22 protein-coding genes and 2 pseudogenes are annotated in these 26,725 nt (G+C 41.0%); 6 read left to right on the top strand and 18 right to left on the bottom strand.

The window, feature by feature from the left end; translation table 11 throughout:
• Positions 1 to 70: 70 nt before the first annotated feature.
• Both HUS62_RS05720 and HUS62_RS05715 read left to right on the top strand, forming a co-directional pair.
• Positions 71 to 1,069: pseudogene (locus HUS62_RS05720) on the top strand (TonB-dependent receptor domain-containing protein); the annotation flags it as partial.
• A gap of 309 nt (positions 1,070 to 1,378) precedes the next feature.
• Complete coding sequence (locus HUS62_RS05715) at positions 1,379 to 1,816, top strand: hypothetical protein (protein ID WP_175078843.1); 438 nt, start codon at positions 1,379 to 1,381, stop codon at positions 1,814 to 1,816.
• Between the two features lie 12 nt (positions 1,817 to 1,828).
• On the opposite strand, the gene HUS62_RS05710 is transcribed toward HUS62_RS05715, so the two are convergent.
• From HUS62_RS05710 to upp, 5 genes are all read right to left on the bottom strand, one after another.
• The gene (locus HUS62_RS05710) at positions 1,829 to 3,598 is read right to left on the bottom strand and encodes a sugar phosphorylase (RefSeq protein WP_175078842.1); all 1,770 of its coding nucleotides are present in this window, start codon (positions 3,596 to 3,598) and stop codon (positions 1,829 to 1,831) included.
• Positions 3,599 to 3,610: 12 nt separating this feature from the next.
• Positions 3,611 to 4,831, bottom strand: a complete 1,221-nt coding sequence (locus HUS62_RS05705; protein WP_058584100.1) for a hypothetical protein — start codon at positions 4,829 to 4,831, stop codon at positions 3,611 to 3,613.
• Positions 4,824 to 6,566 (bottom strand): HAD-IIB family hydrolase, encoded by a 1,743-nt coding sequence (locus tag HUS62_RS05700; RefSeq protein WP_175078841.1) that lies wholly within the window; start codon positions 6,564 to 6,566, stop codon positions 4,824 to 4,826. The genes HUS62_RS05705 and HUS62_RS05700 overlap by 8 nt, the downstream gene beginning before the upstream one ends.
• 139 nt (positions 6,567 to 6,705) lie before the next feature.
• Positions 6,706 to 7,944 carry a uracil-xanthine permease family protein gene (locus HUS62_RS05695; RefSeq protein WP_054562436.1) on the bottom strand — a complete coding sequence of 413 codons (1,239 nt, stop codon included), beginning with the start codon at positions 7,942 to 7,944 and terminating at the stop codon, positions 6,706 to 6,708.
• Positions 7,945 to 7,953: 9 nt separating this feature from the next.
• The gene (upp, locus tag HUS62_RS05690; RefSeq protein ID WP_054562437.1) at positions 7,954 to 8,583 is read right to left on the bottom strand and encodes a uracil phosphoribosyltransferase; all 630 of its coding nucleotides are present in this window, start codon (positions 8,581 to 8,583) and stop codon (positions 7,954 to 7,956) included.
• 191 nt (positions 8,584 to 8,774) lie between these two features.
• Between upp and HUS62_RS05685 the strand changes: the two genes are divergently transcribed.
• On the top strand, positions 8,775 to 9,593 hold the full coding sequence (locus HUS62_RS05685) for an ABC transporter substrate-binding protein (protein WP_175078840.1): 819 nt from the start codon (positions 8,775 to 8,777) through the stop codon (positions 9,591 to 9,593).
• Here the strand turns inward: HUS62_RS05685 and HUS62_RS05680 are convergent.
• The 7 genes from HUS62_RS05680 to HUS62_RS05650 all read right to left on the bottom strand — a co-directional run bounded on the left by HUS62_RS05680 (position 9,590) and on the right by HUS62_RS05650 (position 17,160).
• Positions 9,590 to 10,561 (bottom strand): Gfo/Idh/MocA family protein, encoded by a 972-nt coding sequence (locus tag HUS62_RS05680; RefSeq protein ID WP_175078839.1) that lies wholly within the window; start codon positions 10,559 to 10,561, stop codon positions 9,590 to 9,592. The two genes, HUS62_RS05685 and HUS62_RS05680, sit on opposite strands and share 4 nt — an antisense overlap.
• 2 nt (positions 10,562 to 10,563) lie before the next feature.
• Complete coding sequence (locus tag HUS62_RS05675) at positions 10,564 to 11,511, bottom strand: phosphotransferase (RefSeq protein ID WP_175078838.1); 948 nt, start codon at positions 11,509 to 11,511, stop codon at positions 10,564 to 10,566.
• A 145-nt stretch (positions 11,512 to 11,656) separates the two neighbouring features.
• Positions 11,657 to 13,912, bottom strand: coding sequence for an acyl-CoA dehydrogenase (locus HUS62_RS05670; RefSeq protein WP_054562441.1), 2,256 nt, complete (start codon positions 13,910 to 13,912; stop codon positions 11,657 to 11,659).
• A gap of 253 nt (positions 13,913 to 14,165) precedes the next feature.
• Entirely contained in the window at positions 14,166 to 15,698 is a 1,533-nt protein-coding gene (locus HUS62_RS05665) for a phospholipase D family protein (RefSeq protein WP_119853037.1), read from the bottom strand.
• A 157-nt stretch (positions 15,699 to 15,855) separates the two neighbouring features.
• Positions 15,856 to 16,050, bottom strand: a complete 195-nt coding sequence (locus HUS62_RS05660; protein ID WP_054554573.1) for a (2Fe-2S)-binding protein — start codon at positions 16,048 to 16,050, stop codon at positions 15,856 to 15,858.
• Positions 16,051 to 16,354: 304 nt separating this feature from the next.
• Entirely contained in the window at positions 16,355 to 16,810 is a 456-nt protein-coding gene (locus HUS62_RS05655; RefSeq protein ID WP_175078852.1) for a type II toxin-antitoxin system YhaV family toxin, read from the bottom strand.
• Positions 16,811 to 16,830: 20 nt separating this feature from the next.
• Entirely contained in the window at positions 16,831 to 17,160 is a 330-nt protein-coding gene (locus HUS62_RS05650) for a type II toxin-antitoxin system PrlF family antitoxin (protein WP_062565737.1), read from the bottom strand.
• A gap of 386 nt (positions 17,161 to 17,546) precedes the next feature.
• Here HUS62_RS05650 and HUS62_RS05645 point away from each other — a divergent pair, with 386 nt between their 5' ends.
• The gene (locus HUS62_RS05645; RefSeq protein WP_175078837.1) at positions 17,547 to 18,392 is read left to right on the top strand and encodes a hypothetical protein; all 846 of its coding nucleotides are present in this window, start codon (positions 17,547 to 17,549) and stop codon (positions 18,390 to 18,392) included.
• 117 nt (positions 18,393 to 18,509) lie between these two features.
• Here HUS62_RS05645 and HUS62_RS05640 read toward each other — a convergent pair.
• A pseudogene (locus tag HUS62_RS05640) lies at positions 18,510 to 18,883 on the bottom strand (transposase); the annotation flags it as partial.
• 255 nt (positions 18,884 to 19,138) lie between these two features.
• Here HUS62_RS05640 and HUS62_RS05635 point away from each other — a divergent pair.
• Positions 19,139 to 20,146, top strand: coding sequence for a hypothetical protein (locus HUS62_RS05635; RefSeq protein WP_175078836.1), 1,008 nt, complete (start codon positions 19,139 to 19,141; stop codon positions 20,144 to 20,146).
• Positions 20,147 to 20,529: 383 nt separating this feature from the next.
• Here HUS62_RS05635 and HUS62_RS05630 read toward each other — a convergent pair whose 3' ends face one another.
• Positions 20,530 to 20,739 (bottom strand): hypothetical protein, encoded by a 210-nt coding sequence (locus HUS62_RS05630; protein ID WP_175078835.1) that lies wholly within the window; start codon positions 20,737 to 20,739, stop codon positions 20,530 to 20,532.
• A gap of 132 nt (positions 20,740 to 20,871) precedes the next feature.
• Here HUS62_RS05630 and HUS62_RS05625 point away from each other — a divergent pair, with 132 nt between their 5' ends.
• Entirely contained in the window at positions 20,872 to 23,145 is a 2,274-nt protein-coding gene (locus HUS62_RS05625) for a CHRD domain-containing protein (protein ID WP_175078834.1), read from the top strand.
• An 87-nt stretch (positions 23,146 to 23,232) separates the two neighbouring features.
• On the opposite strand, the gene HUS62_RS05620 is transcribed toward HUS62_RS05625, so the two are convergent.
• The 4 genes from HUS62_RS05620 to HUS62_RS05605 form a co-directional block, all read right to left on the bottom strand.
• Entirely contained in the window at positions 23,233 to 23,892 is a 660-nt protein-coding gene (locus HUS62_RS05620; protein ID WP_175078833.1) for a hypothetical protein, read from the bottom strand.
• Between the two features lie 29 nt (positions 23,893 to 23,921).
• A complete protein-coding gene (locus tag HUS62_RS05615; protein WP_175078832.1) occupies positions 23,922 to 24,437 on the bottom strand; it encodes a DUF6436 domain-containing protein in 516 nt (171 codons plus the stop codon).
• The gene (locus HUS62_RS05610) at positions 24,421 to 25,887 is read right to left on the bottom strand and encodes a methyl-accepting chemotaxis protein (RefSeq protein ID WP_175078831.1); all 1,467 of its coding nucleotides are present in this window, start codon (positions 25,885 to 25,887) and stop codon (positions 24,421 to 24,423) included. Before HUS62_RS05610 ends, HUS62_RS05615 begins: the two co-directional genes overlap by 17 nt.
• A 76-nt stretch (positions 25,888 to 25,963) precedes the next feature.
• Complete coding sequence (locus HUS62_RS05605) at positions 25,964 to 26,518, bottom strand: isochorismatase family protein (RefSeq protein WP_175078830.1); 555 nt, start codon at positions 26,516 to 26,518, stop codon at positions 25,964 to 25,966.
• Positions 26,519 to 26,725: the final 207 nt, after the last annotated feature.

Here is a 26,725-nt window from a genome sequence, read left to right as displayed (position 1 = left end):
ATGACATGATGGTTTCCTCCTGTAATAGCCAACTCTATGAGTTTAGCTAATGGGTGGGGCGTACCATCTAATTAACGATCAACTACGTGTACGTGCAACGCAATCAGAAGCACTTCGTGCTCCAAACATTAGCGAAATCTTCGGTGCGCCAAGCCAAACATTCTACAGTGTTGACGTTCCATGTTTAGCTGATAACTTGAATGATTTACAAAATTCAGAAGTACGCCGTGCGAACTGTGCAGCTCTTGGTGTACCTGCTGATTTTGAATCAGACTACGATGCGCAAACCCTTGAAGGTTTAGTAAGTGGTAACCGAGATGTTAAAGGCGAAGAATCAACCAGTACAACAATTGGTTTTGTTTACCAACCTTCATTCATCGAAAACGCAGTAGTGACAGTTGACTACTGGAAAATTGAACTTGAAGACGCGATTTCAACCATCGGTTCACAAGACATTCTTGACCGCTGTGTAGATGCAGAAGGTGGTATTAATAACCAATACTGTAACCTGATCACGCGTGATAGCAGCTCACATGAAATTACACTCATTCAAAACTCAGTTCTGAACGTGTCTGGTCAAGAAGCATCAGGTGTTGACTTTGAGTTAGGTTATGACTTTGATGCACTAGAAGGCAACTTCTCAACACGTTTAATTGGTACGTACTTAATTGAGCGTAAAACCTTCCCATTCCAGGACCAACCGAGCGACTACTATGAGTACGCAGGCACAACTGGCGAAGCGAAATGGCAAGCAAACCTTTCAATTTCTTATAAGCGTGATGGCTTCTTTACAACGTTTGATACACGTTATCTAGATGAAGTAAGCCTTTACACTGACCAAGAACTTGCAGATAACCCGAATCCAAATAGCTTAATGACATTTGGTACTTACGTTATCTCTGATGCAACAATTGGTTATAACTTTGAAAATGGTTTTGGTGTGAAACTGGGTGTAGATAATATCTTCAACCGCAAACTTCCATACGGTACGTTAGGTACAGGTTCTGGTAGTGCAAGTTACGACAACATCGGTCGTTTCGGCTACTTAAGACTATCTTACGATTTCTAATCGTAAAATATTTGATTCCCTTGGGGCTGCACGTTTGTGCAGCCCTTTTTCTATCAGATATTAAAAAAATATCCTATTCCAATCATTTACTTAAAACCTGACAATTCAAGCTATACTCTTCCCTATCGGCCTATTAACCTAATAAACCTATGATTAAAAAGCTATTTTTCATTATCTACCTATTTTGCTTACCGAGTGTTTTTGCCAAGCAAAGACAGGTATGCTGATTTTAGCTGATGAAAAAGCGTTCAAACGCATGATGAAGCTAATATCACCGCTAAAACAGTTGCCAACTGGTCAGCAACACAAGTGTATCGCCAGAGTATTGGCTACTTTAGCCATCAATCTAACATCAATATGGTTTGGGCTGCCAATGATGCCATGGCATTAGGGGCTATTGCAGCGCTTGATGAGTTAAATAAACGCAAAGATGTATTGGTTGGCGCAATAAATTGGCCGCTCAGAGTTGTGGCAGAAAAAATAGACGTCACTATCGGTGGTCATGTTACGCTAGGAGCTTTAGCTATAGTAAATGTTCATGATCTACTCAATAATTACGCAACCGGAGCTATGCATCATGAAGTGGCCATTTTCAGCCAACATAACGAACAAACACTCAAGCTAGTTGAACAAATTCACAGTGATAACTTAGCAATTAACTTTCGCGTTTTCAGTAAAGCGAATAAAAATGCCCTTCCCTTCAGTGTTGAATCACTTCTTTTAGAGGCAACCAAAAGCACACTGTAAAGGGCATTTACATTATTTATTGCTGAGCCATACAGCTTGATATGGGGTTAGCGACATTGTTTGTGTTTGCTCAGTAATTTGCTCACCGCTTATTAAATCACGCCATTGCTCTGTACCAATCAAATTTAAGTCGGCAAGCGTAAGCGTTTGCGGCTCGTCACTAATGTTATAAACACAAAACATACTTTGCGAACGGTTGATACTTTGTCGCCAAAAACCAAAGAGCCCTTCGCTTAACTGTAACGTATATTGCGTCGCATTAGGGTGAAATGCACTTTGCGCCTTACGAATAGCCATTAGGTTTTTCATCGCTTTAAACACAGTACGATGATGGGCATTTTCATTACTCAGCTTTGCTAGTAAATCTGACTCTTGCCAGCGGTGTCGGTTAATCGCTCGGTTATGTTGGCTGTTTTCAAAGCGTTCATAATCATTGGTGGTACCGAGTAAGCTATGAATATACAAACCTGGAATACCTTCAAGCGCAAACATAATGGCATGCGCACATAAAAAGCGTGCAACACCCCATTTATCTGGGCCTTTATGGGTACCTTGCAGCGCATCAAATAAGGCAATGTTTAACTCATAAGGTGTATTGGTGCCATCTGGGGCGGTGCGTAATGAGACTTTACCGCCAAATTTCGCAGTCGTATTCACCATTTCGGCAATTTCACTTTGCTCTAACAAGCCTTCAACGGGGCGCAGGCCAATACCATCATGTGAAGCTATAAAGTTAAAGTATGCCGTCCCTTCTTGAGGAGGTGGCATACTCATCATCCAATGTTTTAATGCGGTACTGTCGCCACTGAGTAAGGTATGTAATAACAGCGGTGGTAATGAAAAGTTGTAAATACAATGCGCTTCGTTGGCATTACCAAAGTACGATAGGTTTTCGCGGTTCGGGATATTAGTTTCTGTGATAATAATCACATTAGGCTCAAAATGCTCAATAAGGGTGCGAAGCAGCCTGATCACTTCGTGTGTCTCAGGCAGGTTAATGCAGCGGGTATTGAGTTTTTTCCATAAAAAAGCCACCGCATCAAGGCGGAATATACGCACACCGTTATCTAAATAATGACGAATAATGCTGACAAATTCATTAAGCACATCTGGGTTAGCAAAATCAAAGTCGACTTGGTCATGACTAAAGGTACACCACACATGTTGCAAACCGTCTTTAGTTTCAACCGCCTGTAAAAGGGGTGATGTTCGCGGACGAACAACTTGCACAAGGTCATCACTCTGGCTTGCCGTTTTAAAATACCCTTTTCCCGGCTCTTTGCCCTGAATAAAGTTTTCAAACCAAACGCTGCGGCTAGAACAGTGGTTGATCACCAAATCTGCCATCAACCTAACATCCGCTGAAATATCACGGATATGTTGCCAACTACCTAACGCCTCATTCACTTGCACATAATTCATTACCGCGAAGCCTTCATCTGAGCTATATGGGTAAAACGGCAAGATGTGTAGTGCATTAAGCTCGGGTAAGCATTGGTTTTTTACAAAGCGATGTAACGTATGCAAAGGCGGCTCTTCAGGCTTAGCAACGGCTTCATCCGTATTAGCATGACGAATAATCGAATCACCGTAGGCAATTAAAATCATATCTTGCTCATCCCAACGGTTTTTATGCGGCGTTGGGTCTCGAATAGGATCATCACCTAACATGGTATTGATTAATCTATCTGCGAGTTGTTCAAGCGTTGTTGATAACTCAACTTCGCCGTAGATGCAGGTTAAATGCTGAATAACCCTTTGTTGCAAAAGCTCTAAAGTCACGTGCCTTCCCCGTTAAATATATTCTTTGTTATCAAGCTCTACGGCTTCTTCTAAGCGAGCAAACACCTCCGGCATTGCCGAAGCTACTCGGTTCCAACTCGGCACAAAGGGTGCTTCCATTGGGTTTTCTAAAAAGTGCTGACCTGCATTCATAATATTTTGAGCAAACATTTCAACGGCTTTTTCTTCATGATGAATATCAAGTGTTAAGCCATTCATTAACGCATCGTTGTGATAAGTTTCAATAAAATCGAGAGCAATACGGTAATAGGTTGCCTTTAATGAGCGAATCGTTTCTGTCGTAAAAGTCACCCCTTGGGTAGCCAGCTTTCTAAATAAAGCTTTGGTGATATCAATCGACATTTTCGACAAGCCCGCCGCTTGGTTTTCTAGCGATAAGTCTTGGTGTTTGTGATCATAGTTATCAGCAATATCTACCTGACATAAACGGTTATGCGAGTAATTACGATACATCTCTGATAGCACGCCAATTTCTAAGCCCCAGTCACTTGGAATACGAATATCATTAAGTACATCGCGACGGAATGAAAACTCACCCGCTAGCGGGTAACGAAACGAATCCATATATTCTAAGTAATCGTTGCTGCCTAATATTGTTTTAAACGAACGCAATAACGGCGTTACCAGCAAACGTGACACACGGCCATTAATTTTGCCCTCAGCGGTGCGCGGGTAAAACCCTTTACAAAATTCATAGTTAAAACGAGGATGAGCAACAGGGTAAATTAAACGTGCTAATAGCGCTCTGTCGTAAGTCAAAATATCACAGTCATGCAGTGCAATTGACTCAACTTTTGAGGTTGCCAGCTTATAACCCATGCAATACCAAACATTACGGCCCTTACCTAGCTCTCGTGGCGCAACGCCCAATTTTTGTAGTTCTTTATCGAGCGCTTGTAAACGCGGGCCATCATTCCAAAGTACCTTATGATGCTGATCAAGCTCCGCAAAAAACTGCAGTGCATGGCGATATTGGCTTTCATCAGCGCGATCAAGGCCTATGGTAATTTGCGATAAATATGGCACATGTTTCAGCTCAGCAATTATATTTTGCAGAGCGGGTCCTTCTAACTCGCTGTAAAGCGAGGGCAAAATCAGGCCCATTGGGCGTTGTTTTGAAAAGCCTAACAACTCTTTTTCTAGTTCTTCTACTGGGCGATCAGCAATATTGTGTAAGGTCGTGATAATGCCATTTTGATAAAAATCAGCCATGAGATTGCTCCTGTTTTGCTGCAAAACGCGTTTTGATGATAGTTAACGCAGAAACTTCTTGAACCCAACCAGCTGGAGCTGGTTTTTCGCTGAGCTGCCATGCTTTTTGTAATATTTGTGATTGTACTTGGCTGCCAGGGTTATTGATTAAAATAGCGGTGTCGGCCGCCTTTAGCATGGCTACATCGTTTTGACTGTCGCCAAGCGCTATCACAGTAAATGGATTGCGATAGGCTTTTTTGAACTGATTTAACAGCCACTTTTGTGCAAGCCCTTTGTTGTTACCTTTGGTTAAATGAATAAAACGGCCGCCAACAAGCACTTCGTAGCCTGCTTGGCTCATTGCATCTATCAAACCTTGCTTTTCTTCCTCACTACCCGAAAAACAAACCGGATCTGAGTACTGTCTTTGTAGAGCCAATTCACTTTTATCGACGGGGAGTCCTGTTAATTCAGCTATTTCTTGTGCACTAAATTGGCTAAACAAACGTACACAATGACTAAATTGGCTTGCATATTGTTTAAGATCTTCATGCAATTTATCGGTACTTTGCGTCATGGCAAAGCGCCAATAACCTTTATATTCATCACAGCCAATCGGCTTTACTTTGAAATAGTCTTTCGGGATATAAACAGCAGCACCATTTTCCACAATAAAGGGCTGGTGATGATCCAAACCTTTTTGAATATCAGTGACTTCAGCAAAGGTTTTGCTGGTGTTAAAAATCACATTGACACCGGTATCATTCAACTTTGCCAAAAATGGTTTGATCACCTCACATTCGTAACTATCGTGATCGAGCAATGTGCCGTCTAAGTCAGTAAAAATAAGTGGCTGAGCAATCTGGTCAGCGAGAAGTTCCATCTTGGTGATATCACGCTCGGTATCAAGCAATAATAACGCATCAACGCTGTGCGCAAGAGTGGCTAAATTTTCCCGCGTAATACGTTCAAAGTGAGAGATAAAACGCTTTAAACTCACTTCGTCAAACGTGCCCTGCCCCTGGCCTTTTTTGGCAATTAGTTTATGCTCTTGCTCTAAGCGCCACGCATACACATCTTCAAATGAAGGCGCTTTTAACATAATGGTGTAATCGGCCATTGCGAATACATTTTGATATTCATTCGCTAAGCAACTATTTACGCAGCGACGCCAAATGCCGTCGGCATCTTCAAGTTGCTCTAATTCATTTACCGGAGTTTGCAGTTGATAAGGCTGCTGAGGTGTACTGGCTACACACCAGCCTTCAAAAAACACGATATCAATCGGCTTTTGATTACTAGACCACTGCTCTTTTGGCACCGGATCATCAGTTAGTTTATCAAATTGAGGTAATGGCACATCCACTTTACCTGCCAACAAAGCTGATAAGGTTTGTTCCATTAATTGCGTATCATGCGTACCCGGTACACCACGACTCGCAAACAAAGGATGAACATCTTTAGCAAGCTCGTTGCGTGCATCACGACTTAAATAAAAGTCATCGATTGATAATGACACGCTATTAAATTCGGTATTGCTATTAACCCAGGTCACTAAGAAATCAGCGAGGGTCGTTTTACCTGACCCTTGGCAGCCGTTAATCGCCACCAGCATAGGTTGGCCGGTCATTTTTGCGCTTAAGATATCGTGCGCGAGGGGTATAAAAAACTGCTCACTTAAGTATTGATACTTGAGTGGTAACTGATGCTTCGCTAAAAACGGGGTAATATCCACAACATTTGCCTCTTGCATAATCGCTCCTACCAGTATGACATAGAGATAAATGCAGTTAGTAGACCAGTTTTATAATTCCTTATTTTTTAAATGGTTACAAAAAAAGCGCATATTTAATGCGCTTTTTTTGGTGCAATATTCAAGCAGTTTTTAAGTTCTAATCAGCTTGTTGCACTGCTTTGGGGAGAACAGCATTTAAGATAATCCCCAAAATTGCGCATAAGCTCACACCTTGCAAACTAAACTCATCACCACCGATATGCATACCACCAATACCAAACACTAAAATCAGTGCGATGATAGTCAAGTTGCGAGGCGCTGTAAGGTCTTCACCTGATTTTACTAAGGTATTTAAACCAACAACGGCGATAGAGCCAAATAGTAAAATCATGATGCCGCCCATCACAGGTACCGGAATCGTTTGTAAACCAGCACCCATTTTTGCCACAAACGCCAGCACAATAGCGATGATTGCGGTCCAAAGCATCACTCGAGGGTTGAAGTTACGTGTAAGCATTACCGCCCCCGTTACTTCAGAGTACGTTGTATTAGGTGGACCACCAAAAACCGATGCCGCAGAAGTTGCTAAGCCATCACCCAGTAAAGTACGGTGTAAACCCGGTTTCTTTAAATAGTCTTTACCTGTTACTTGGCTAATAGCCATCATGTCGCCAATATGTTCAATTGCTGGTGCAATGGCCACAGGCACCATAAACAAAATAGCTTGCCATTTAAACTCAGGATAAGTAAATGCCGGTACCGCAAACCAGTTTGCTTCGGTGACCGCATTAAATTCAACAATACCTATAAATAACGAAGCAAGGTAACCTGCTACCACACCAGCAAGAATAGGAATAAGTTTAAATACACCTTTACCCCATACCGCAAAAATCAGCGTAACCAGTAATGATAAACCAGAAACCCAAATTGCTTGCTCATAAGGAACTAATTGCGCACTGCCATCCCCTGCTTTACCCATTGCCATATTCACAGCGACTGGGGCTAAGGCTAGACCAATCACCATGATCACAGGGCCAACAACCACAGGCGGTAACACCTTGTGCAGCGCATTCACGCCTTTAAATTTTACTATCAAGCTAAGCGCAAAATAGCAAAAGCCTGCCACCATCAAACCGCCCATTGTTGCGGGAATGCCCCACATTTGTACCGAGGCGATAATAGGTGCGATGAAAGCAAAAGACGATGCTAAAAAGATAGGAACTTGGCCTTTAGTAACCACATGAAACAGCAAGGTTCCTAAGCCTGCGGTAAATAAAGCCACATTGGGATCAAGGCCTGTTAGTAACGGCACAAGTACTAGTGCGCCAAATGCTACAAACAGCATTTGCGCGCCAGTTAGAATAGTTTTTAACGAAAATGTTTGATGGTTTTCCACGTGAGCGCCTTACACTGTGCCAAAAATCTTGTCACCGGCATCTCCTAAGCCTGGAATGATATATCCTTTTTCGTTTAAATGACTGTCTAAAGATGCTGTGAAAATTTCAACATCTGGGTGGGCTGCAAGGGTTTTTTCTACGCCTTCTGGTGCTGCTACTAATACAATCACTTTAATATCTTTACAGCCTGCTTTTTTAAGCATATCGATAGTTGCAATCATTGAACCACCGGTTGCAAGCATTGGGTCAATAACAAGGCTTAAACGCTCATCAATTTTACCAACCAGTTTTTCAAAATAAGGCACTGGCTCCAATGTTTCTTCGTTACGCTGAAGACCAACAACACTTACTTTTGCAGCAGGTAATAACTGCATAACACCATCCATCATACCAAGGCCGGCACGTAGAATAGGCACAACAGTAATTTTTTTACCTTTGATATGTTCTACATCTAATGTTGAACCATCCCACCCTGTGATTTGAACACTTTCTAATGGTAGGTTTTTTGTTGCTTCGTAAGTAAGCAAAGTACCTACTTCAGACGACAGCTCACGAAAACTTTTAGTACTAATACCTTCTGCACGCATAAGGCCAAGTTTGTGTTGAACTAACGGATGAGTAATTACATGGATAGACATAAGTAGAACCTAAATGAGATAAATTACGCCTATTTTAGCGCAAAATAGTCTTCTCGACTGCAAAAAATGCATGTTCATCGCATTAATTCTTTGAATTGGTCTAAAATTACACTATCAGCTGCAAATATTAATTTTTTTGCAACAACACGCACCGGCAATGTTTAACATTTTATTTATTTTGGGCCGCAGTAATGAAAACGTTTATCTTCACTTCGATACTACTTTTGTGTATTTGCCTACCGGTCCACAGTGAAACACTCGATATTCAAGTTATGGCAGACTTTGTTCCGCAAGATGGCGGTAACCCTGAAAATGAGGCCACCACGTTTTTGCTGGCTGCCGCAGCTGAATTAGGCGATGAAATCAGCCTACATTTTATACCTGCAAGCCGCTTAAGAGAGTGGCAGCAATTAAGAAAAATGAACAATGTTTGCTTGTACAATAAATTAAAAACCCCAGAGCGTGAAGCTCATGCTGTGTTTAGTCAGTACCCTCTGATGGCATTTCCTTCAAATAAACTGGTGGTATTTAATAAGCCCACCATTCCAGACGCCATTACCCTATTACAAGCTATCTATTACTACGACTTAACAATAGGTGTCACCAAAGGTCGTTCATACTCAGAAGAGACTGATAAGTTTGTCCGTTTAAATGATGAGCACTTTTTTATACTCGATGGGGCAACAAATGCACCAAGGCTCGGGCAAATGTTATTTCAAAATAAAATTGATGCCGTTTTAGAATACCAAACTGTATTTAGCAACCGTTATAAACGAGCTCCGGGACTGAGTAGTATTCGTTATATAAACCTTAAACCAGAAAAAGCCGCCGTGTTTGGTTATATTGCTTGTTCACCAACAGAGGTCGGCAAACAAGCAATTGCGCTATTCGATAAAGCGCTTAAAACAGAAAAGGTACGCACATTAATTAGTGAGCGCCTAATGGAGTTATTTCACGAAGGTGAAAACACACAAATTGTAAATGCCTTCAATGCAGCGTTTGAGCACTAAGCCGATAAAATCTGCTCCATTACCCAACTTGTATGAAGTGCGCTCTCACCAGTTGATGGATGAGGTTGCTGAGCATGAAAATAGTTCGCCATATTTTCAACATGATATTGTTGAATATGTGCAGGGTTATCAATTACGAACTCTTGTTTGCCCTGTGCGTTGTTAAGCACAATCGGCTTTTCGTCAAAAACACTAAAGCTAAGCTCGCCTTCACTGCCATAAATCATCACATCATCAAAACGATTTGCTGAAGCAAAATTCCAGCTCCCGGTGCCGGTAACACCAGATTGATGCTGCCAGTGCGCGGTAATAGCATCGAATGCTGAATATAAGTCTTGTTGATTAGCACATAAACCATGCACCTTACTAAAGTCACCTACAAGGTAGGCAAGTAAATCAAGACCATGGCTGGCTAAATCGTCGAAGTAACCTCCTCGTGCCACGTTTTGATCTGTGCGCCAGTTGTACTCACCCGATAAATCAAGAGCGTTAGGAGCTTTACTTAAATGCCAACTAACATGACGAGGCTTACCAATCGCACCTTGTTCTAATAACTGTTTAACGTGATTAAAGCGTGGTAATGAACGGCGATAATAAGCCACAAATAGCGGCTGTTTAGCCTCTTTAAACGCTGCGACAATATCAAGGCTGTCTTGATAACTTGGCGCCAGTGGCTTTTCAATACAACACGGTTTACCTGCCGCAGCAACCTCAAGAGCATACGCTTTATGGCTATCTGGCGGCGTGGCAATATACACTGCATCAACACTGTTATCGTTAATTAATTCGCTTGGCGATGCGAACACCTTTGCGACATTATGGCGTTTAGCGTAATCATGGGCTTTTTCTAGGTCGCGACGTGTCACCCCAATAAGCGCAATACCTTCTGCTTGTTGATAAGCAGGGCCGCTTTTCACTTCGGTTACAGCACCACAGCCGATAATGGCAAATCGCATTGGCTTATTCATTATTAACCCTTTATTTTTAAGTAAGTTACAAATTGCTGCTGCATGTAGCCGTTTATTTTAGCATGTTCAGGGCTCCAACCTGCTAAAAAGCGATAAAAATCGCTCCATGCGTAACACCAAAGCGCTCGCCAACTGCTAACAACATGCGCTGGGTTTACATTCGGTTGATAACGTTTTAGTGCCTGTGTGAGGGTGTCAAAATAGCGATTTAAATAGTCATCGGCAACTGATTTTAATGCCGTATCATTAAAGCAACTGCCTAAAAAATACATGACATCAATCACCCCAACACCCTTGCCAACATATTGAAAATCATAGCCAAGAACATGCTGGTTTTGTGGCGCAATCGCAAAATTGGCAAGCTTAGCATCACCATGAATTAACGTTTGGTAAGGTGACTCACTCAGCGCTATATCAATAGCGTGTGCCTGCGCTTTTAAGCTTAAATCACTCATGCGTTGTAGCTCATCAGGCCGCGTTGCTAAATGCCAATAACTACCTCGCGGCCAAATGCCATCGGCAGAACTTGCTAAATGAAAAGCATGAAAGTGTGCAAGCCAGTTTATAATTGCTTCAATGTCATTGTGTGTAGCACTTGCAGGCTGGTAGCCAAGCGCACTGAAATCACTAAATACCAGCGCTTGTTTACTGCCCTCTTGTATTGCCTCAATACAGTGGATAGACGCAGCTTCATGGGGTAATTGCTCTGCGTAATGCCGATACCAATTAAATTCGACTAAGTAAGATTGGCGCTTTCTGGCAAGCGCAAAATCACTTTGTTTTATACGACTATGATTGATCTGACTAGGCACTTCAATCGCTTTAATTACCGCAGCAGCACCATTCATTTGGCAACGAATAATCTCACCGCATCCACTCCATACTGATGCAGCTTGCTGTAGCTCTGTAATATTTGAAAAGTGACAAGTAACGAATTGCCTAAGATCCATAACGCTCTGTAATTTATATAAACCGGTGGCAATGGTAGGTGATATTGGCTATTGGCACAACGGCCTATTGGCAATAAAAAACCCGTGCTAGGCACGGGTTTTCGAAGATAAAGTCCTAATACTGCTCAGGACTTGCATTGTTGAATTACTCGTTTACCACACTTTTAAGTGGGTTAACTGGCTTTGCATTGTCATCCAGTAAGTTCATATCAAAGTCGAACTCATCAACACGAATCGCTTTTTCACGCTTCTTGTTGTAATCAATCAGTTTTGCATATTCTTCTTCGTTGATAACACTTGCAACAAGTGCATTATCAAGCGTTTCTGCAAAACGAACGCCCGGCTTAATAGTTTTAGCACGCAGAGCTTTTTTAACTTTCTTAAGTAAATCAAGGCATGCCATTTTCGCTTTGTACGCTTGCTCATTGATGTAATGACCATCACCTTCAATTGGGTTAACCAAGTGAGTGATTTGCGCTTTAAATGCCGTATCCATTTGCGCTTGAGTCGCAAGTTCACGGATTAAATCATCGCTGATCTTAGGCATTTTCATTGAGTAGTTCATCGTAATGAAACGCATAAATTTACGAGTACCACTTGCAGGGAAGTTATCTAAGAACTTATGCAATGCTTCTTCAGCGCTTTGTAGTGCAAAGCGAGTCGCATAGTGGAAGTAAGGTGCAGCTTGCTCACGTTCACTGCTTGCTACTTTTTGCTCGTAGTATTTAATTGATGCCATAGCAGCGTATAAGAAGCTCATTACGTCGCCTAAACGTGCAGATAACATCTCTGCTTGCTTAAGTTTGCCACCTAGTACCAATAACGAGAAGTCAGCGTAAACGGCAAGTTTTGCAGATAATTTATGCGCTGCTTTTTCGTATTCACGTACTTCTGGTAGTGACGATTTAGCACCCGCAGTAAACGGTAATACGCCTAAACGGAAAGCTCGTAAGCTATTAGCTACACTGTAACCCACTGTTTTACGTAAGATGCTGTTGAATTCTTTATCTGCATTTTTGTCTTCGCTGTGGATAGACTCAACCATAGTTTGTAGGTAAGGGTGACAACGCATTACACCTTGACCAAAAATCATAAGGTTACGAGTAAGAATGTTTGCACCTTCAACCGTGATTGCGATTGGTTGTGCAACATATCCACTTGCTAATGTATTTTGCGGACCATTTTGAATTGCTTTACCTGCTTGAATATCCATTGCTGAATCAAGCACGTTACGACCAATTTCTGTCATGTGGTATTTAGCAATCGCAGTAACTACAGATGGTTTTAAGCCCATGCCTAAACCTTCTGTTGTTAATACACGCATTGCTTCTTGAAGGTAAGTTTTACCTGCGATATCAGCAAGCTTCTCTTGGATACCTTCGAATTGACCAATCGCCAGACCAAACTGCTCACGTACTGCAGCGTACTCAGAAGCACCTTTGAATGCCACTTGTGATGAGCTAACACCTAATGCCGGTAGAGAGATACCACGGCCTGCACCTAAACAGCTAACCAGCATTTGCCAGCCACGACCGATGTTCTTTTGACCACCAATGATGAAGTCCATTGGTACAAATACTTTTTCGCCGCGAGTCGTACCGTTGTAAAAACGGATGCCCATAGGATCATGACGATTACCAAGTTCAACACCTGGGTGATCTTTAGGGATAAGCGCACAGGTAATACCTAAGTTTTCTTTGCCACCTAGTAAACCATCAGGGTCAACTACTTTAAATGCTAAACCTAATACTGTCGCAATTGGCGCAAGTGTGATGTAGCGTTTGTCCCAGGTAATTTCTAAGCCTAACACTTCTTCGCCATTGAACTGACCACGTTTAACAACACCAATATCTGGAATACCACCCGCATCAGAACCCGCTTCTGGGCTAGTTAGAGCGAAACATGGAATATCACGACCATTAGCAAGACGTGGTAAGTAGTGATCTTGTTGTTCTTTAGTACCAAAGTGAAGTAATAGCTCACCTGGGCCTAAAGAGTTAGGAACCATCACGGTTACCGCAACCGCAGAACTCTTAGTCGCGATAGTCGCAACGATTGTTGAGTTTGCATAAGGGCTGAATTCTAAACCGCCGAATGATTTAGGAATGATAAGCGAGAAAAAACGCTCTTTTTTCAAGAAATCAAGAATGTAGTCAGGAAGATGAACACCGTTTTGAATTTCAGAATCATCAATCATTGATAATAATTCTTTCACTGGGCCATCTAAGAATGCTTGCTCTTCAGCGCTCAGCTTAGCTGCTGGCACGTCACGAAGTGCATCGAAATCAGGTTTACCTTGGTAGATTGAACCTTCTAACCAAACATCACCCGCATCTAACGCTTCTTGTTCTGTAATTGAAATACTAGGTAATACTTTTTTTAATTTTGTACGTAAGCTCATAATAAACTCATCCGACCAGATAGTAATACCTACATTACGTCATAAAACGAGCAATAGATCAATTGGTCCAACCAGTTTTTTTAACATTTTTTTATATTTATTTTTTCTTTGCACGCTAAGCACTTGAATACAATGGGTTTACACGTGTACGCTCAAACACCATTTTTTATCCCGAAATGGTTAACAACTAAAGGCTGAAAGCAAAAAGCCCAACTAAAAAGTTGGGCCTAGGCATAAATACTGAAGAAATGGCTTATAGCTCATCTTCGATAGGGAATAACGAAATAAACCACACTTGAAAACGTCGCCACGAAGACGTTTGTGGTTCTTCATCAAACTGCTCATTACTCACGGTATCGAGCCAAACTAAGTCATTATCTTTGAGCTCAACTTTCCAGGCATATTCAGGCATTTGCGTATCAACCCAATGGGCCAAAAAGCGGCTAAGCTTTTCGCTTTCGATTAAAACGCCCATCTCGGTATTTAAATCAAGCGAGCGAGGGTCGAGGTTCATGGTGCCCACAAAAATCTTTTCATCATCAAAGGTCATGGTTTTTGCGTGTAAACTTGCTTGTGATGACCCGGTTACTTTACGCCCTGCTTTGCGCTTAATGGCCATTAAGTCACTGGGTTTTAACTCCCACAGCTTAACCCCGCCTTTTACGAGATCTTCTCGGTACTTTTTATAACCAGCATGCACCGCAGATACATCGGTAGCAGCCAAAGAATTAGTCAGTACAGTGACATCAACGCCCTGCTTTGCCCAATTGGTCAGTAATTTAACGCCCTGCTCACGAGGAATAAAATACGGCGACACAATAATTGCTTTTTGTTTCGGCTCGCCCATTTCTTTAAATAACATTGGCGACATATTGGCCGATTTTTCACTGACGTCGTTCATTACCTTATCGGGATGATCATAAAACAACACAGACTTTTGCCAATCGAATTCTATTTCATCGTGCAATAAGCGTTTTACAAAGGCGCTTTCGCGTAACTGCTCAACGTAATTACTCTGCTGATTTTGCTCAACATAGGTCGATAAGCTTTTAGTGATATCAATAAGTGATTGCTCATCACGCTCACCGTGCAAATCTTCAACAGGGTAAGACAGCTGATGGTTCCAATATAAATCAAATGCCTTTGATGCCTCTGGCACAATTTCGCCAACACTCATCACATCTAAATCAATAAATTCAGAATGATCTTCAGCAGAGAAATACGCATTACCTATGTTGCGCCCACCGGTGATAAAAATCCGATTATCAACAATAAAGCTCTTGTTATGCATACGTCTTGAAAGCTGGCTAAAGTTGGTAACAAAACCGAGCGCTCTAAAACGACGATTAGGAAATGGATTAAATAATCGAACTTCAATATTAGGGTGAACAGCCAGTGCAGCTAAATCAAGCTCACTGTCGGCTTGCGATAAGTCATCAAGCAACAAGCGAATTCTTACCCCCCTATCTGCGGCTTTTAATAAAAAGGCCGTAAATAAAATGGTGGTTTGCTGCCTGTGGTATAAATAGTACTGCACATCAATGGTGTGCTCTGCAGAATCAATGAGCGCCAACCTAGCTACAAAGGCATCGACCCCATCTGCTAAAGGATAAAACCCTGATAACCCAGGATGATTATTACCCACTGCATCTCCTATGGTACTGGGTGTATCCGCTGCAATGGCATAGCTTGGTTGAATGGACTCTCGTGAAGGTAACTGCGCACAGCCCGCGGTGATTAAAATGAGTACTGCACAAAAAAGTGATTTTGAAGAGTCTATTATCATGGCTTCCTACCAATGACCGTGTGATACACGTATCTGCTTTGTTATAACCCTAATAAATGAAGGGGTTAAAAGCAAATAAAAACTCGTAAGTATGGGGATAAATTAGAAGAATTAAACGAAGAAAAATAGTTAAGTAAACATGCTTAAGAGCAAGTAATTACGCTACTTGCTCAGTGATATCTGCAATTTCGATCAGTTTGCGATTAAGAATTTTTTTACAACAACCACAACACTTGCCGCACTGGCTACCCACTTGCAGCTCTTTTGATAAATCGCGCATCGTCATAGCGCCATCATCAATTGTTTGTTCGATTTTTTTATCAGTCACACCATGACATAAACAGATATACATGAATGCAAACCACTCTCATTTCTCTTGATGGTCAGCATATTAATCTAAACGGTAATAGTTCGCAATAGTGTTATAGACAATATTTGCATAACTTTTATACCGAAATTTCATAAATGGTACACAACTAAAAATTTTCCCTTATGATTTGGGCAGTTAGTTAAAGGCGGCTAAAGAAAAAAATTTAACTTTTTTGAGAGGGGTTAGTTTTGTAGTTGAATGAAAAAGATGGGCTGGCTTAAATACAGAGCATCAGTAAAATCACAGAGAAGACAAACTTCAACAACTGGAAAAACACGCGCCTTGATTATGGGAAGAGCAACTCGTCCTTAGCTGCTTTTAAAAGTTCATCCCATCCCTCTGGAGGGTGACCAGAATTTAACACCTTTTCGAATACTTTGTAGGCATCGGTTTTACTACCGTATGCACGTTTATTATTTTCATCATTGACCCATGCATAAACGATGATTTTTGACCCTAAATGATATCGAAAAAACAAACGGTATTGTTGGAAGAATTTTGCTCGAAACCAGTGCTTGTTATCATCACCTAATGTGCTTCCTTGGCGAAATTCAGGGCTGGTAGGATCGTGCGGTATGAGTTCAAAGATTAACCGTTGAATAGCGGCTAATCGTTTCGTGGCATTTTTTTTAAGGTAGCCCTTCGGATCTTTATTCCGAAGAGCCTCAACTTCTGTTTTAAGGCTTATGTATTGCTCTTTAAACAATGGATGAGTATAAAGTGTCCAACCATTTACGACCATTGGTATCGTTTTTTGCAAACTTACTCGTCCTCATCCAATAACGGAGCATCTAAATCGATTTCAACACCTTCAATCAACACATCAACGTTTTCTCGCATACTTGCTGATAACGGTTCTATTCTTTCAGGATGAGCCTGCATATCACGCGCTATGAATGATAAAAACTCGCCAAGTACAGGATCGCTTTCTTGCACTGCTGCACGCGAAATAACAACGCTGCCATCAGATTGAATCGTGTATTTAATTTTATCTTTTTTACCTAAGTGCAACGCCTTACGAACAGGGCTAGGCACCGTAGTTTGAAAACGGTCTGTCAATGTTGATTCAGTTTCTAAAGCAACTTGTGCCATAACAACCTCTGTCTTTTATTTGCTTCATTAGCTTTGATTTTAGTACGAACGAACAGGCAATGCAAATGCATTACCTTTTTAAAATGAGCTAGAAAATACACAAGTTGCTAATGCTGAAAGGGGACTTGCCTAGACCTCAGCTAACTGAGTGTGCGCTCATTCCCTCACGACGTAACATGATACAAAGCACCTGCAAACTCTAATCGTAGTGGCCTAGCCATCCTTTCACTATCAATCTTGGTTAGTTAATAACTAAAAATTAGGCCTCAATAAGCTAAAAAAAGACCTAACCCTGTTTGTTACTATTGCATGAGATTCTCCAAATTGGAGTAATATTTTGTCGATTTAAATCTTATTCTAGAGCTTGTTCTTATAAAGTCAGCGATATGAAATCATCTTTATCTAGATTTTTTCAAAATGCAGAACTAAAAGATGCGCTCCAGGATGCAAAATCAAAAATTGATGAATTAAACTCTGCTCGGAAAGAGCAAGAATTAATAATCTCAAGTTTGATTCAGGCTAACTCGGAAGTCGGTCAATTAAAAGGTCAAAACGCAAAGGCTTTAGAAGAAAAGAATTTAGAAATAAAGCGACTCAAAGACCAGTTATATTTAAAACGAATTACAGTGGCTCAGCGTATAGTTGAAGCAGAAAAAAGCATTATAAAACTTCACTCATTTAAGAAATTCATTAATTCTTCAGTTGGAATTGAGCAGCACAATAAAGTATTGGCAGAGATCCCAGTCAAGGAAGCTGAATATCTTGCAGGAATTGAGAAGCTTATGGATAAAGTCGAGCTAGGTAAATCTCAGTTCTATTCGCGTTTTGATAGCTATACACAAAACACAATTATTACTTTGGAGCCTAATTGGAAACTTGAGAGGCAATACTTAAATTATATCACCAGTATTGTTTCTAATAGGCCCAAACCTAACTATCGACCTAAAACTTCGAATGTAAGGAATGGTCCAAAAGTTGACTTTGTAGGTATATTTTCATTGCCTTGGCACATTGTCCGTAATAAGTACGCCGTATATTTTGTTTATGAGGTTAATGGAAAAAGGTATGAAGTTCCGTTTATTTTGCCTGTATTTGCTACGCAAGGTAAGGATTATGGCGATAGGAGATGTTATAGAGGTCACCCTTTAGGCTCTGGTTATAAAGGGGAAGGAAATCGAATTCTATGTATCATGTATGATACACATCCGGAAATGCTCGAAAAGAATACTTAATTGCTAGTAACTATTTTGCAGATGCATTGTCTGCTGAGATTAAAATCCCTATGGGTAAATTGCTAAATATTTAGCTCGCAGCTAGACCCTGTACCACATTTTGTGTAACTGCCAGTTTTAAATAATATATTTTAATCGGTCTTCGAATTCGATCATGAATCGATTTAAGGCCGATTTCCAATTTCTTATCGGAATCGCCCTTTTTTTAGATGCCTGCTCAACAGCCAAGTAAACTACTTTTTTAGCCAAGTCATCATGCGGGAACAGCTTACGCTTTTTGATGGCTTTGTGGATAACTGAGTTCAGCGATTCGATGGCATTGGTAGTGTAAATAGCTTTTCTGATACCTTCGGGGTAATTAAATAAGGTGCTGTCGTTCTGCCAATTATTACGCCATGAGCAAGAGATATTAGGGTATATTTGCTATCCCAGCGGTGCTCGAAATATTCTAAGGCCATTAAGGCTTCGTCCTCAGTTACTAATTGGTATATGTACAAACTATGGGGTCACCCATTAGTTCTTTGTTCTGCTTTCAAAAAGACTTCTTGCTATCTACCCAATGCAATGTCTACTTTGATGAATTCGTATTATTTATTTTCAATGCTCTGTGCTTTCCTTCTGAAAGTAGCCCCTTGTAACAGGTGAGTATTTATATATATCAGGAACTTATATTTTTTGACAAGAGAGAATTTCATGTAATTATGGAGGCACTTAAAACAAAAACACTTCATCAACATAGGATCACCATGAAAAAACTAACAGCTACTTTAGGCATCGCAATAGCTCTGTCTTTATCTGCATGTAAGAGTACTCCTGTAGACCCTGCTAAACTTGCAGAAAAAGAATCTCTAAGCAAAGTAACACTAGTAAAAGATATTGAAGTAACACCCACAGGTAGCGAGCGCATCAACAAAACACGTTATCTCGCCCGTAACTTGATGGGAACAAAAGACCGCAAAGAACTTGCCCAAAGAATTGCAAACGAATCACCTGGGTGGAACGTCGCTGAACCGACCATTGGCTTTATTGGTGCAGCCGCTTTAACAGGCAACCCAATGTCGCTAGAAGGCAGCTCTCAAGCTGTAACAATTGGCGCAGCGCTTGATATGGCAAGCTATATCTTTGATGGCTCGAAAGAAAAAATTGGCCAAATTTGGCTGCCAAGCGAAGTAAACGGCAAGACAATTGATACTCCTGAGCAAGCAAAAACAATTGCTGTGGAACTAACATTTGAAGCGCTAAAAACCGCGTTTAGCAACCACGGTTATGACATTAAAGAAAGTGGCACAATGTCGAAAGGCTACAACCTAATTTATTCAGGCACATTACGCCCTGACGCAAATACATCTGACTTTCCTAACAAGCCAAAACATATCTTAGCGATAGTAACGTCTATTGATTATCAAAAAATCGAGACTATAGACCCAATTGAAGCGCTGTCACTTGGTTTTAAACCTGCTTACCGCTCGTCACCTGCAGGCCATCAAATTACTATTTTAGGCGGCCATAAAGTAGATGAAAATGGCCAAACGTTAACAGCCACCACTGAATCAGGCCACGAAATCGTAGACGTTCAAGAAGTCCTATGGCAAAAAGCAATTGGTCGTAGCCTATATCGTGATATATCTAAAGAGATTCCATGGGTTCAGGGTGACGACTCATACGGCAACCGTTACGTCGTACATAACGGCTACGTGTACAGCTTCTTCTCAACGAGCCCTAATATATTCCTGACCAAACAAATTGACGGTTAATAGACATCTGGTCGCTTACCTTCCTTTCACCCCCTTCTTCATAAATATTATAAAAGCAGGGGGTAGCTCTTTCTTCTACCCCTAATAATTATTTTACTAAAAGAACTGTTCACAAGCACGGAGAATAAAGCAGTACTTGACTGCCTAATGAAACGATTTTGAATCCTTTGAGTCAAGTATTTCAATATTATCTCACCTGTAAATGAGCCAATTACTTGTTATCATAATTCAGTTAGGGAAAGTAAAGCTTAACCTTACTCTCAAATTTTGGTGTACATTTTTTATGACGATGGTAGAGATAACCATGCCTCTTTACTTATCAAAATTACACTTATAAATATGCAATTGGCAAAGCAACTGCGAACAAGCTCTTTGATTTGAACTTACGCTTTATTGTTAAACAGCATACCTGAGTGATTACTAGACGTAGGAGCAAACAAAGAGTTTATCATCGTAGAAACATTACTTTTTACGGCAAGCTGGACTGCATTTATTTCTTCATCAAGTTGTTTATTAAGCTCTAGTAACTCACTTTCTCGTTGTTCTGGAGCTAGACCTTTATTGCTTTTTAAACTATTAATCCCCTTTTTCAACAAACCAACACTAAAGAACCAGTTTTTAACTTTTAAATAACCTTTTGTGATCGTTTTTTAAATACCTGCCGTATACCTTATTGAAATGGACACGTCGTAACGTCCGAACATACAAAGATATAAGGAAGAACGATGAAATACATACTCCTGGCTAGTAGCTTACTTTTTCTCACCGCGTGTAGCGATGATGATGACGATAATACCGAAGTTGTTACTCCCCCCCCAGTTCAAGAATTCACTCCGAGTAATACTTACTCTGTAACTCTAAGTGGCAAACAAGAAGTGCCAATGAATGACTCAATGCAAACTGCGACTGCAACGGTAGAGCTTGACGAAGGTTTAATGCAATTTCGTGCAACACTTGATGCAAGCTCAGTTGAAGGTTTTAGCGCAGCACACATACACGACGGCGATTTAGGCGCTAATGGTGATGTTGCCTTTACATTTGAGGCCACTACCAATGGTATGTATGAAGTCGCAATTACCGACCTTGATGAAAGCCTAATTGCTGATTTAATGGATGGTGATTGGTATATAAACCTTCATACCGAACAATATGCAGACGGCGAACTTCGTGCGCAAATTGTGCCTGATACAACGAGTATCATCACGTTTGTTTTAAATGGCGATCAGCAAGTGCCTATGAACGACAGTGACGCAATGGGTTATGGCTATGCATCTTATGATAGCGCCACGACAGAATTACGGCTTCGTGCGGTGACTATGGGTGTTGATGACGCTACAGCAGCTCATATCCATACAGGTAAATTAGGCTCAAATGGTGATGTATTCGTGACTTTAGAACAAGACGACGAAGTCATGACTGACTGGGTTGTACCAGAAGGCACCATGATCGACAGCGACACTCTGGCAGTACTTTTAGACGGCGGTCACTATGTTAACGTTCACACACCTGAATTTGCCGGTGGCGAAATTCGCGGCCAAATCTTAACAGACAACTATGCAGTTGCGACCTTTGACTTGAGTGGTAATCAAGAAGTGCCTATGGTCAGCACCATGGCTGATGGTGATGGTTATGCCCTTGTTGATACAACAGACTACAGTGTAGAGCTAACTGTTGTCACGTCAGGCTTAGACGATGCAAGTGCTGCGCACATTCATACAGGCCGCATCGGGACTAATGGCGATGTATTAGTAGCTCTTGAACAATCAATGGATGATAGCAATGTCTGGATGACACCAAGCAACACGCAAATCAATGCAGATATTTTTGCAGTGCTGGCTTCTGGCGGTCACTATGTCAATGTTCATACACCTGCTAATGCTGGCGGCGAGCTTCGCGGGCAAATCTTAACCAGTAACTTTGGTTTTACGAGTTTTAAACTAAGCGGTGATCAAGAAGTTCCTGCAGTTGAAACTGATGCAAGCGGTGAAGGCTATGCATTAATCAACATGGATAACTATGCCCTAGAGCTATTAGTAAACACAATGGGTGTTGATGATGCGACAGGTGCACACATTCACACTGGCCGAATTGGCACGAATGGCGACGTACTCGTTGCACTTGAGCAGTCAACAGCTGACGCAGGCATGTGGATGACACCAGCAAATACCATGATCAACGCAGAGATATTTGAGGTACTTGCATCAGGTGGTCATTACGTTAACGTGCATACGCCTGCTAACATGGGTGGCGAAATTAGAGGTCAAATCTTAACTGATAACTATCAGCTCGTTACTTTCCCACTTAGTGGTATGCAAGAAGTTCCTGCTGTTGATACGATGGCATCAGGTAGTGGTTATGCCTTAGTCAATATGGATAATTACCATCTAGAATTAAGAGCGTTAACCGAAGGTGTGAGTGATGCTACTGCTGCCCACATTCATACAGGTCGTATTGGCACCAATGGCGACGTTCTTGCCGCGTTAGAGCAGTCAAGCGATAACATAAACCTGTGGCAAACACCTGAAAACACCATGATCAATGCAGATATTTTTGCAGTACTCGCATCAGGTGGTCACTACGTTAATGTGCATACTCCAGCTAACCCAGGTGGTGAACTACGTGGTCAAATCCTTACCGACAACTACGTGTTTGTAACCTTCCCGCTTTCTGGTGAACAAGAAGTACCCGCAGTCACAACGGATGCATCTGGTGATGGTTATGCGCTAGTGGATACCAATGATTACAGTGTTGAGCTGCAAGTACTAACATCAGGTGTAAGCGATGCAACTGCTGCCCATATTCATACTGGCGTAGCAGGTGATAATGGCCCTGTGTTAGCTCCTCTTGTACAAGACAGTGATGATATGAATCGCTGGATGAGCAGCACGGGCTTAATGATAGACGCCGATATGTTTTCAGTTTTAGCTTCAGGCGGTCATTATGTAAACATTCATACCCCTGCAAACCCAAGCGGTGAGATACGAGGCCAAATTCAATAACTTTATAGAGTCAGAGGCCAATATACTTGGCCTCTTTTATGACTAAGCATGAGAAGATTACGTCATAAAAAGTTATACCATTAAACTTTATTGGCTCATGATATTTGGCACTCTAATCCGCTCTGATTCACTCTTATCTTTATTCAAAACTGCGAGTGTCTCATTATCAATCCATCTAATATCGCCTAGTAAGCCATTAAACAGAAACTCATCAGGCTCAGCACTAAATAAACGTTTTGAAAACAGCACTTCCCCGATTTTATTTTTGATTTTTACAAAACAATCAAAGCTCATCGATTCGTGATGGCACTCTAATTCTGAAATAAGTTTTCTGTTACGGTTATGCTTTTTTCGAAAGGTATAATGGTTAACAAAACTATCTCTCAAAACCGCTGCATATGCTTGATTAAACGGCTCTATTGGCCATTCATACATTACTGTTAATTTAACTAATGCTTGCTGCAACGTATCTAATAGGCATAGTTTCTTTTCATACTCACCTAATCTATTAAATGCTATAAAATCAAAAGGTTGATAAAATTTAAGCACAGAACTACTTAACTCTGTGGTCCCATCACGTTTATCCGATTCACTTAACTTAATAATTACTCGGTAAATTCCGTTAGTCTCTATCTGACAAAAATACCGTTCATAATGGGCGTATACACTTCTAGAAAATAAGGTAAATTTTCTACATTCGGCTAGCTCTTGTTTAAAGGCCCACAGATCAAATTCTTTTAATTTCATGTTTATTTTAACGCTGCTTTTTTAATAGCTCAGTTAATCTCACAATAGCACCCCTCAGCATCTGAGTTAATAAACTGGCTATTAAAACCCGCACGTAAGTTTGCAATTACTAACTCAACAAAGCCATTCTGACTTGAACAGGCGAGTCCTTTTGATAATGGCCCTGCATACACAAGCTGTTGATTTTCTGAAACAAGTACTGCGGCAGGTTGAGCGGGTAATATTGCAGCAACCGCAGATGTTGGTTTAAGTTTTATTACTTTAATACCTTGCTCTGCTGCATAGCTGCTAAGGCTTGTTATGTGCGGTTGTGAGCGCTCTGAGCATACACAGGTATTTTCATCAATAATGTACAAGGTATCTGTATTTGTGGTGCCAAGCCCCATACTTTGTTGAAAAGCAGGTAACCAATTTGCTGTGGCTAGCTTTTTATCTGGATCAAAGGAGCTTGCTTGTTGAGAATAAGCAAACACCAAGGCTAATGCTACAGAGGCAACCCAAAGTAGAGTTGCCACTATCAGCCATTTGCTATTTGAATTTAGCAATACCTTGCTCCAGTACATCGATACTTACATCAATTAACTGTACGCGATCGGTGAGTTTTTCAATCATCAAGTTGTCGTTGGCTTGATTAGCAATTAAGGCCTGTGAATTATCGGCAATAGCACGCGTATTACCCGCTTGATTTTGCACTACATGAGCAACTGCCTGTGAGCTACTTGCAGCAACATTCACCTGCTCTGTCATCTCGGTAATTTGCAGTTTCATCTGCGAACTAATGGCCGACAACTGCTCTATAAGCGCAACACTACCCTGCATAGACTTGGTTGATGAGGCACTGTTTTGCATCAAGCTTTCAAGCGTATTAGTTATTTTATCCGTCGTGTTTTTACTGCGTGTTGCCAAGTTTCTAACTTCATCAGCCACTACCGCAAAGCCGCGGCCTTGTTCACCAGCACGCGCAGCTTCAATTGCAGCGTTAAGCGCAAGTAAATTCGTTTGCTCAGCAATTGACGAAATTTCATTAAGTAATTCTGAGATATGCGAACATGCACTCACCAGTTGGCCTATATTTTGATCTGCTTCTTGAAGGTTATTAGCAAGCTCAGCCGTTTTGCTGTCTGTATTAGCCACTTCATTTAATGCCTCTGTAGCACTTAAATGGAGCTGCTCAAACTGTGTTTGTAGCTCATTACTTTCTTGTTCAACATGAGCAAAGCCTTCGGCGACTCGTTCACCTGACTGCGCGATATCCGTCGATAGCTGCTCACGATTAAGTGCTTGCTCATGCAATTCGTCGTGTACTTCAAGTAATTGTTTAGACTGGTTTTTTAAAACACTACTTTGGCTTTGAACATCACCAATCACGCTCGATACAAAACCTAGTAAGCGGTTAAAACCCGCTACAGCTTCACTGTGACTATCATCCGCTCTTAAACTAATATTAATGCTGTTTTCGTCGGCCATTATCTGCTCTGTCGTTGTGCTTAACGATAAGCCAGAACTACGTTCACGATGTAGGGTTTTAGCAATATAGCCAGCTACAATTGCTTCAACAATGGCATACACGGCATGAATAAGTACGGTGCTAAAATACAATCGATCTGGGTCAAAAACGTATAAACCGACTTCGTTTATCTGTAAAAAGTAAAAGCTCAAATGGTGAACTGCCACAAAAGCAAGTGCAGTAATAAACACGCGCCATTCAACAAACATGATCAACACGGCCATTAAAATAAATATTTCAAAGTGAACTTCAATGAGGCCGCAGCTTTGTTGGATGTGTAAAAACGAAAACATCATGCAACCGGCAGCCACAACATGAGCTGTTAATTTGCTCGTTGGGTATTGATGGAGCATCCAAAGCGGTAAAGATAGCAATAATAAACCCGTTACCACACCTGTAATTAGGGTCGAATAGATAAAGCCTAAAACTAAAGATTCAACAAACAATAAAAGGAACAAATAAGTAAAAAGGCGGCGCACACTCGTCATAGATAAAGCCTTAATTATTAAATAATTTACAAAAATACAATTAATCGAGCTAATACGGTTTGATGCGCATCATGGTTCACTTTATTAATTGCAATAATGCTCTAAATTGTTCGGTCCCTGCTTTTTCTAGCCATTGAAATATCACACTTTCTGTACAGCTAATAATAGCACCTGCTGCCAATAGCTGCTTAATTGCTAACTCTTTGTGTTTTTCGTTGCGTGATGCAATGGCATCTTCAACCACAAATACCTGATAGCCATTGGCAATTAAGTCTAAACAAGTTTGCAGTACACACACATGCGACTCGGTACCTGTTACCACGATTTGTTTACGGTTAAAGCCAGCCAATTGGTTGTTAAATTGCGCTTCTTGGCATGCGCTAAAATGTATTTTGTGATAGCAGTTAGTGCCAGTTATAAAAGGTAAGAGCTGTTCACTACTTTTACCTAACTTGGTTGGATTTTGTTCGGTAAATAAATAGGGAATATCTAAAGCTTTAGCTGCTTTAATTAACTTTTCGGTCTGGTTAACAGCTAAGCCAAAGTCGTTAATTACCGGTTCAAGCCCTGCCTGAAGGTCAATAATCAATAACAATGCATTACTTTTTTGGCTTATAAATGAATGGCGCATCACGCTCTCTAATTGCTGATAATTGAACTAGTTATAGCATAGGTTTCAGTTTCAGCAACAAGTAGACCTTATTACTATTTTTTCTTTTCAGAACCATTAATTACGGTCATAATTGTGCTATATTTTGTTAAAAATTATGCGCAAATAATAATTTAGGGTTAATCAGTCAGTGCCTAAGCTTTTTCTTTTGATTTTCAGTTTGCTGCT

Origin of the sequence: Pseudoalteromonas sp. 0303 (genome assembly GCF_013349995.1) — a bacterium.
Lineage (GTDB): Bacteria > Pseudomonadota > Gammaproteobacteria > Enterobacterales > Alteromonadaceae > Pseudoalteromonas.
Note: the sequence above shows the minus strand (reverse complement) of the source record. Positions and strands in the feature narration are given on the sequence as shown.

What these genes read in the sequence shown, in the direction of transcription:
- HUS62_RS05705 (WP_058584100.1), bottom strand. Translation starts at nt 4,831, where the DNA reads ATGGCTGATTTTTATCAAAATGGCATTATCACGACCTTACACAATATT.
- HUS62_RS05700 (WP_175078841.1), bottom strand. Translation starts at nt 6,566, where the DNA reads ATGCAAGAGGCAAATGTTGTGGATATTACCCCGTTTTTAGCGAAGCAT.
- HUS62_RS05670 (WP_054562441.1), bottom strand. Translation starts at nt 13,912, where the DNA reads ATGAGCTTACGTACAAAATTAAAAAAAGTATTACCTAGTATTTCAATT.
- HUS62_RS05620 (WP_175078833.1), bottom strand. Translation starts at nt 23,892, where the DNA reads ATGAAATTAAAAGAATTTGATCTGTGGGCCTTTAAACAAGAGCTAGCC.
- upp (WP_054562437.1), bottom strand. Translation starts at nt 8,583, where the DNA reads ATGTCTATCCATGTAATTACTCATCCGTTAGTTCAACACAAACTTGGC.
- HUS62_RS05650 (WP_062565737.1), bottom strand. Translation starts at nt 17,160, where the DNA reads ATGGCACAAGTTGCTTTAGAAACTGAATCAACATTGACAGACCGTTTT.
- HUS62_RS05635 (WP_175078836.1), top strand. Translation starts at nt 19,139, where the DNA reads ATGAAAAAACTAACAGCTACTTTAGGCATCGCAATAGCTCTGTCTTTA.
- HUS62_RS05665 (WP_119853037.1), bottom strand. Translation starts at nt 15,698, where the DNA reads ATGATAATAGACTCTTCAAAATCACTTTTTTGTGCAGTACTCATTTTA.
- HUS62_RS05655 (WP_175078852.1), bottom strand. Translation starts at nt 16,810, where the DNA reads ATGGTCGTAAATGGTTGGACACTTTATACTCATCCATTGTTTAAAGAG.
- HUS62_RS05645 (WP_175078837.1), top strand. Translation starts at nt 17,547, where the DNA reads ATGAAATCATCTTTATCTAGATTTTTTCAAAATGCAGAACTAAAAGAT.
- HUS62_RS05685 (WP_175078840.1), top strand. Translation starts at nt 8,775, where the DNA reads ATGAAAACGTTTATCTTCACTTCGATACTACTTTTGTGTATTTGCCTA.
- HUS62_RS05675 (WP_175078838.1), bottom strand. Translation starts at nt 11,511, where the DNA reads ATGGATCTTAGGCAATTCGTTACTTGTCACTTTTCAAATATTACAGAG.
- HUS62_RS05625 (WP_175078834.1), top strand. Translation starts at nt 20,872, where the DNA reads ATGAAATACATACTCCTGGCTAGTAGCTTACTTTTTCTCACCGCGTGT.
- HUS62_RS05610 (WP_175078831.1), bottom strand. Translation starts at nt 25,887, where the DNA reads ATGACGAGTGTGCGCCGCCTTTTTACTTATTTGTTCCTTTTATTGTTT.
- HUS62_RS05660 (WP_054554573.1), bottom strand. Translation starts at nt 16,050, where the DNA reads ATGTATATCTGTTTATGTCATGGTGTGACTGATAAAAAAATCGAACAA.
- HUS62_RS05680 (WP_175078839.1), bottom strand. Translation starts at nt 10,561, where the DNA reads ATGAATAAGCCAATGCGATTTGCCATTATCGGCTGTGGTGCTGTAACC.
- HUS62_RS05605 (WP_175078830.1), bottom strand. Translation starts at nt 26,518, where the DNA reads ATGCGCCATTCATTTATAAGCCAAAAAAGTAATGCATTGTTATTGATT.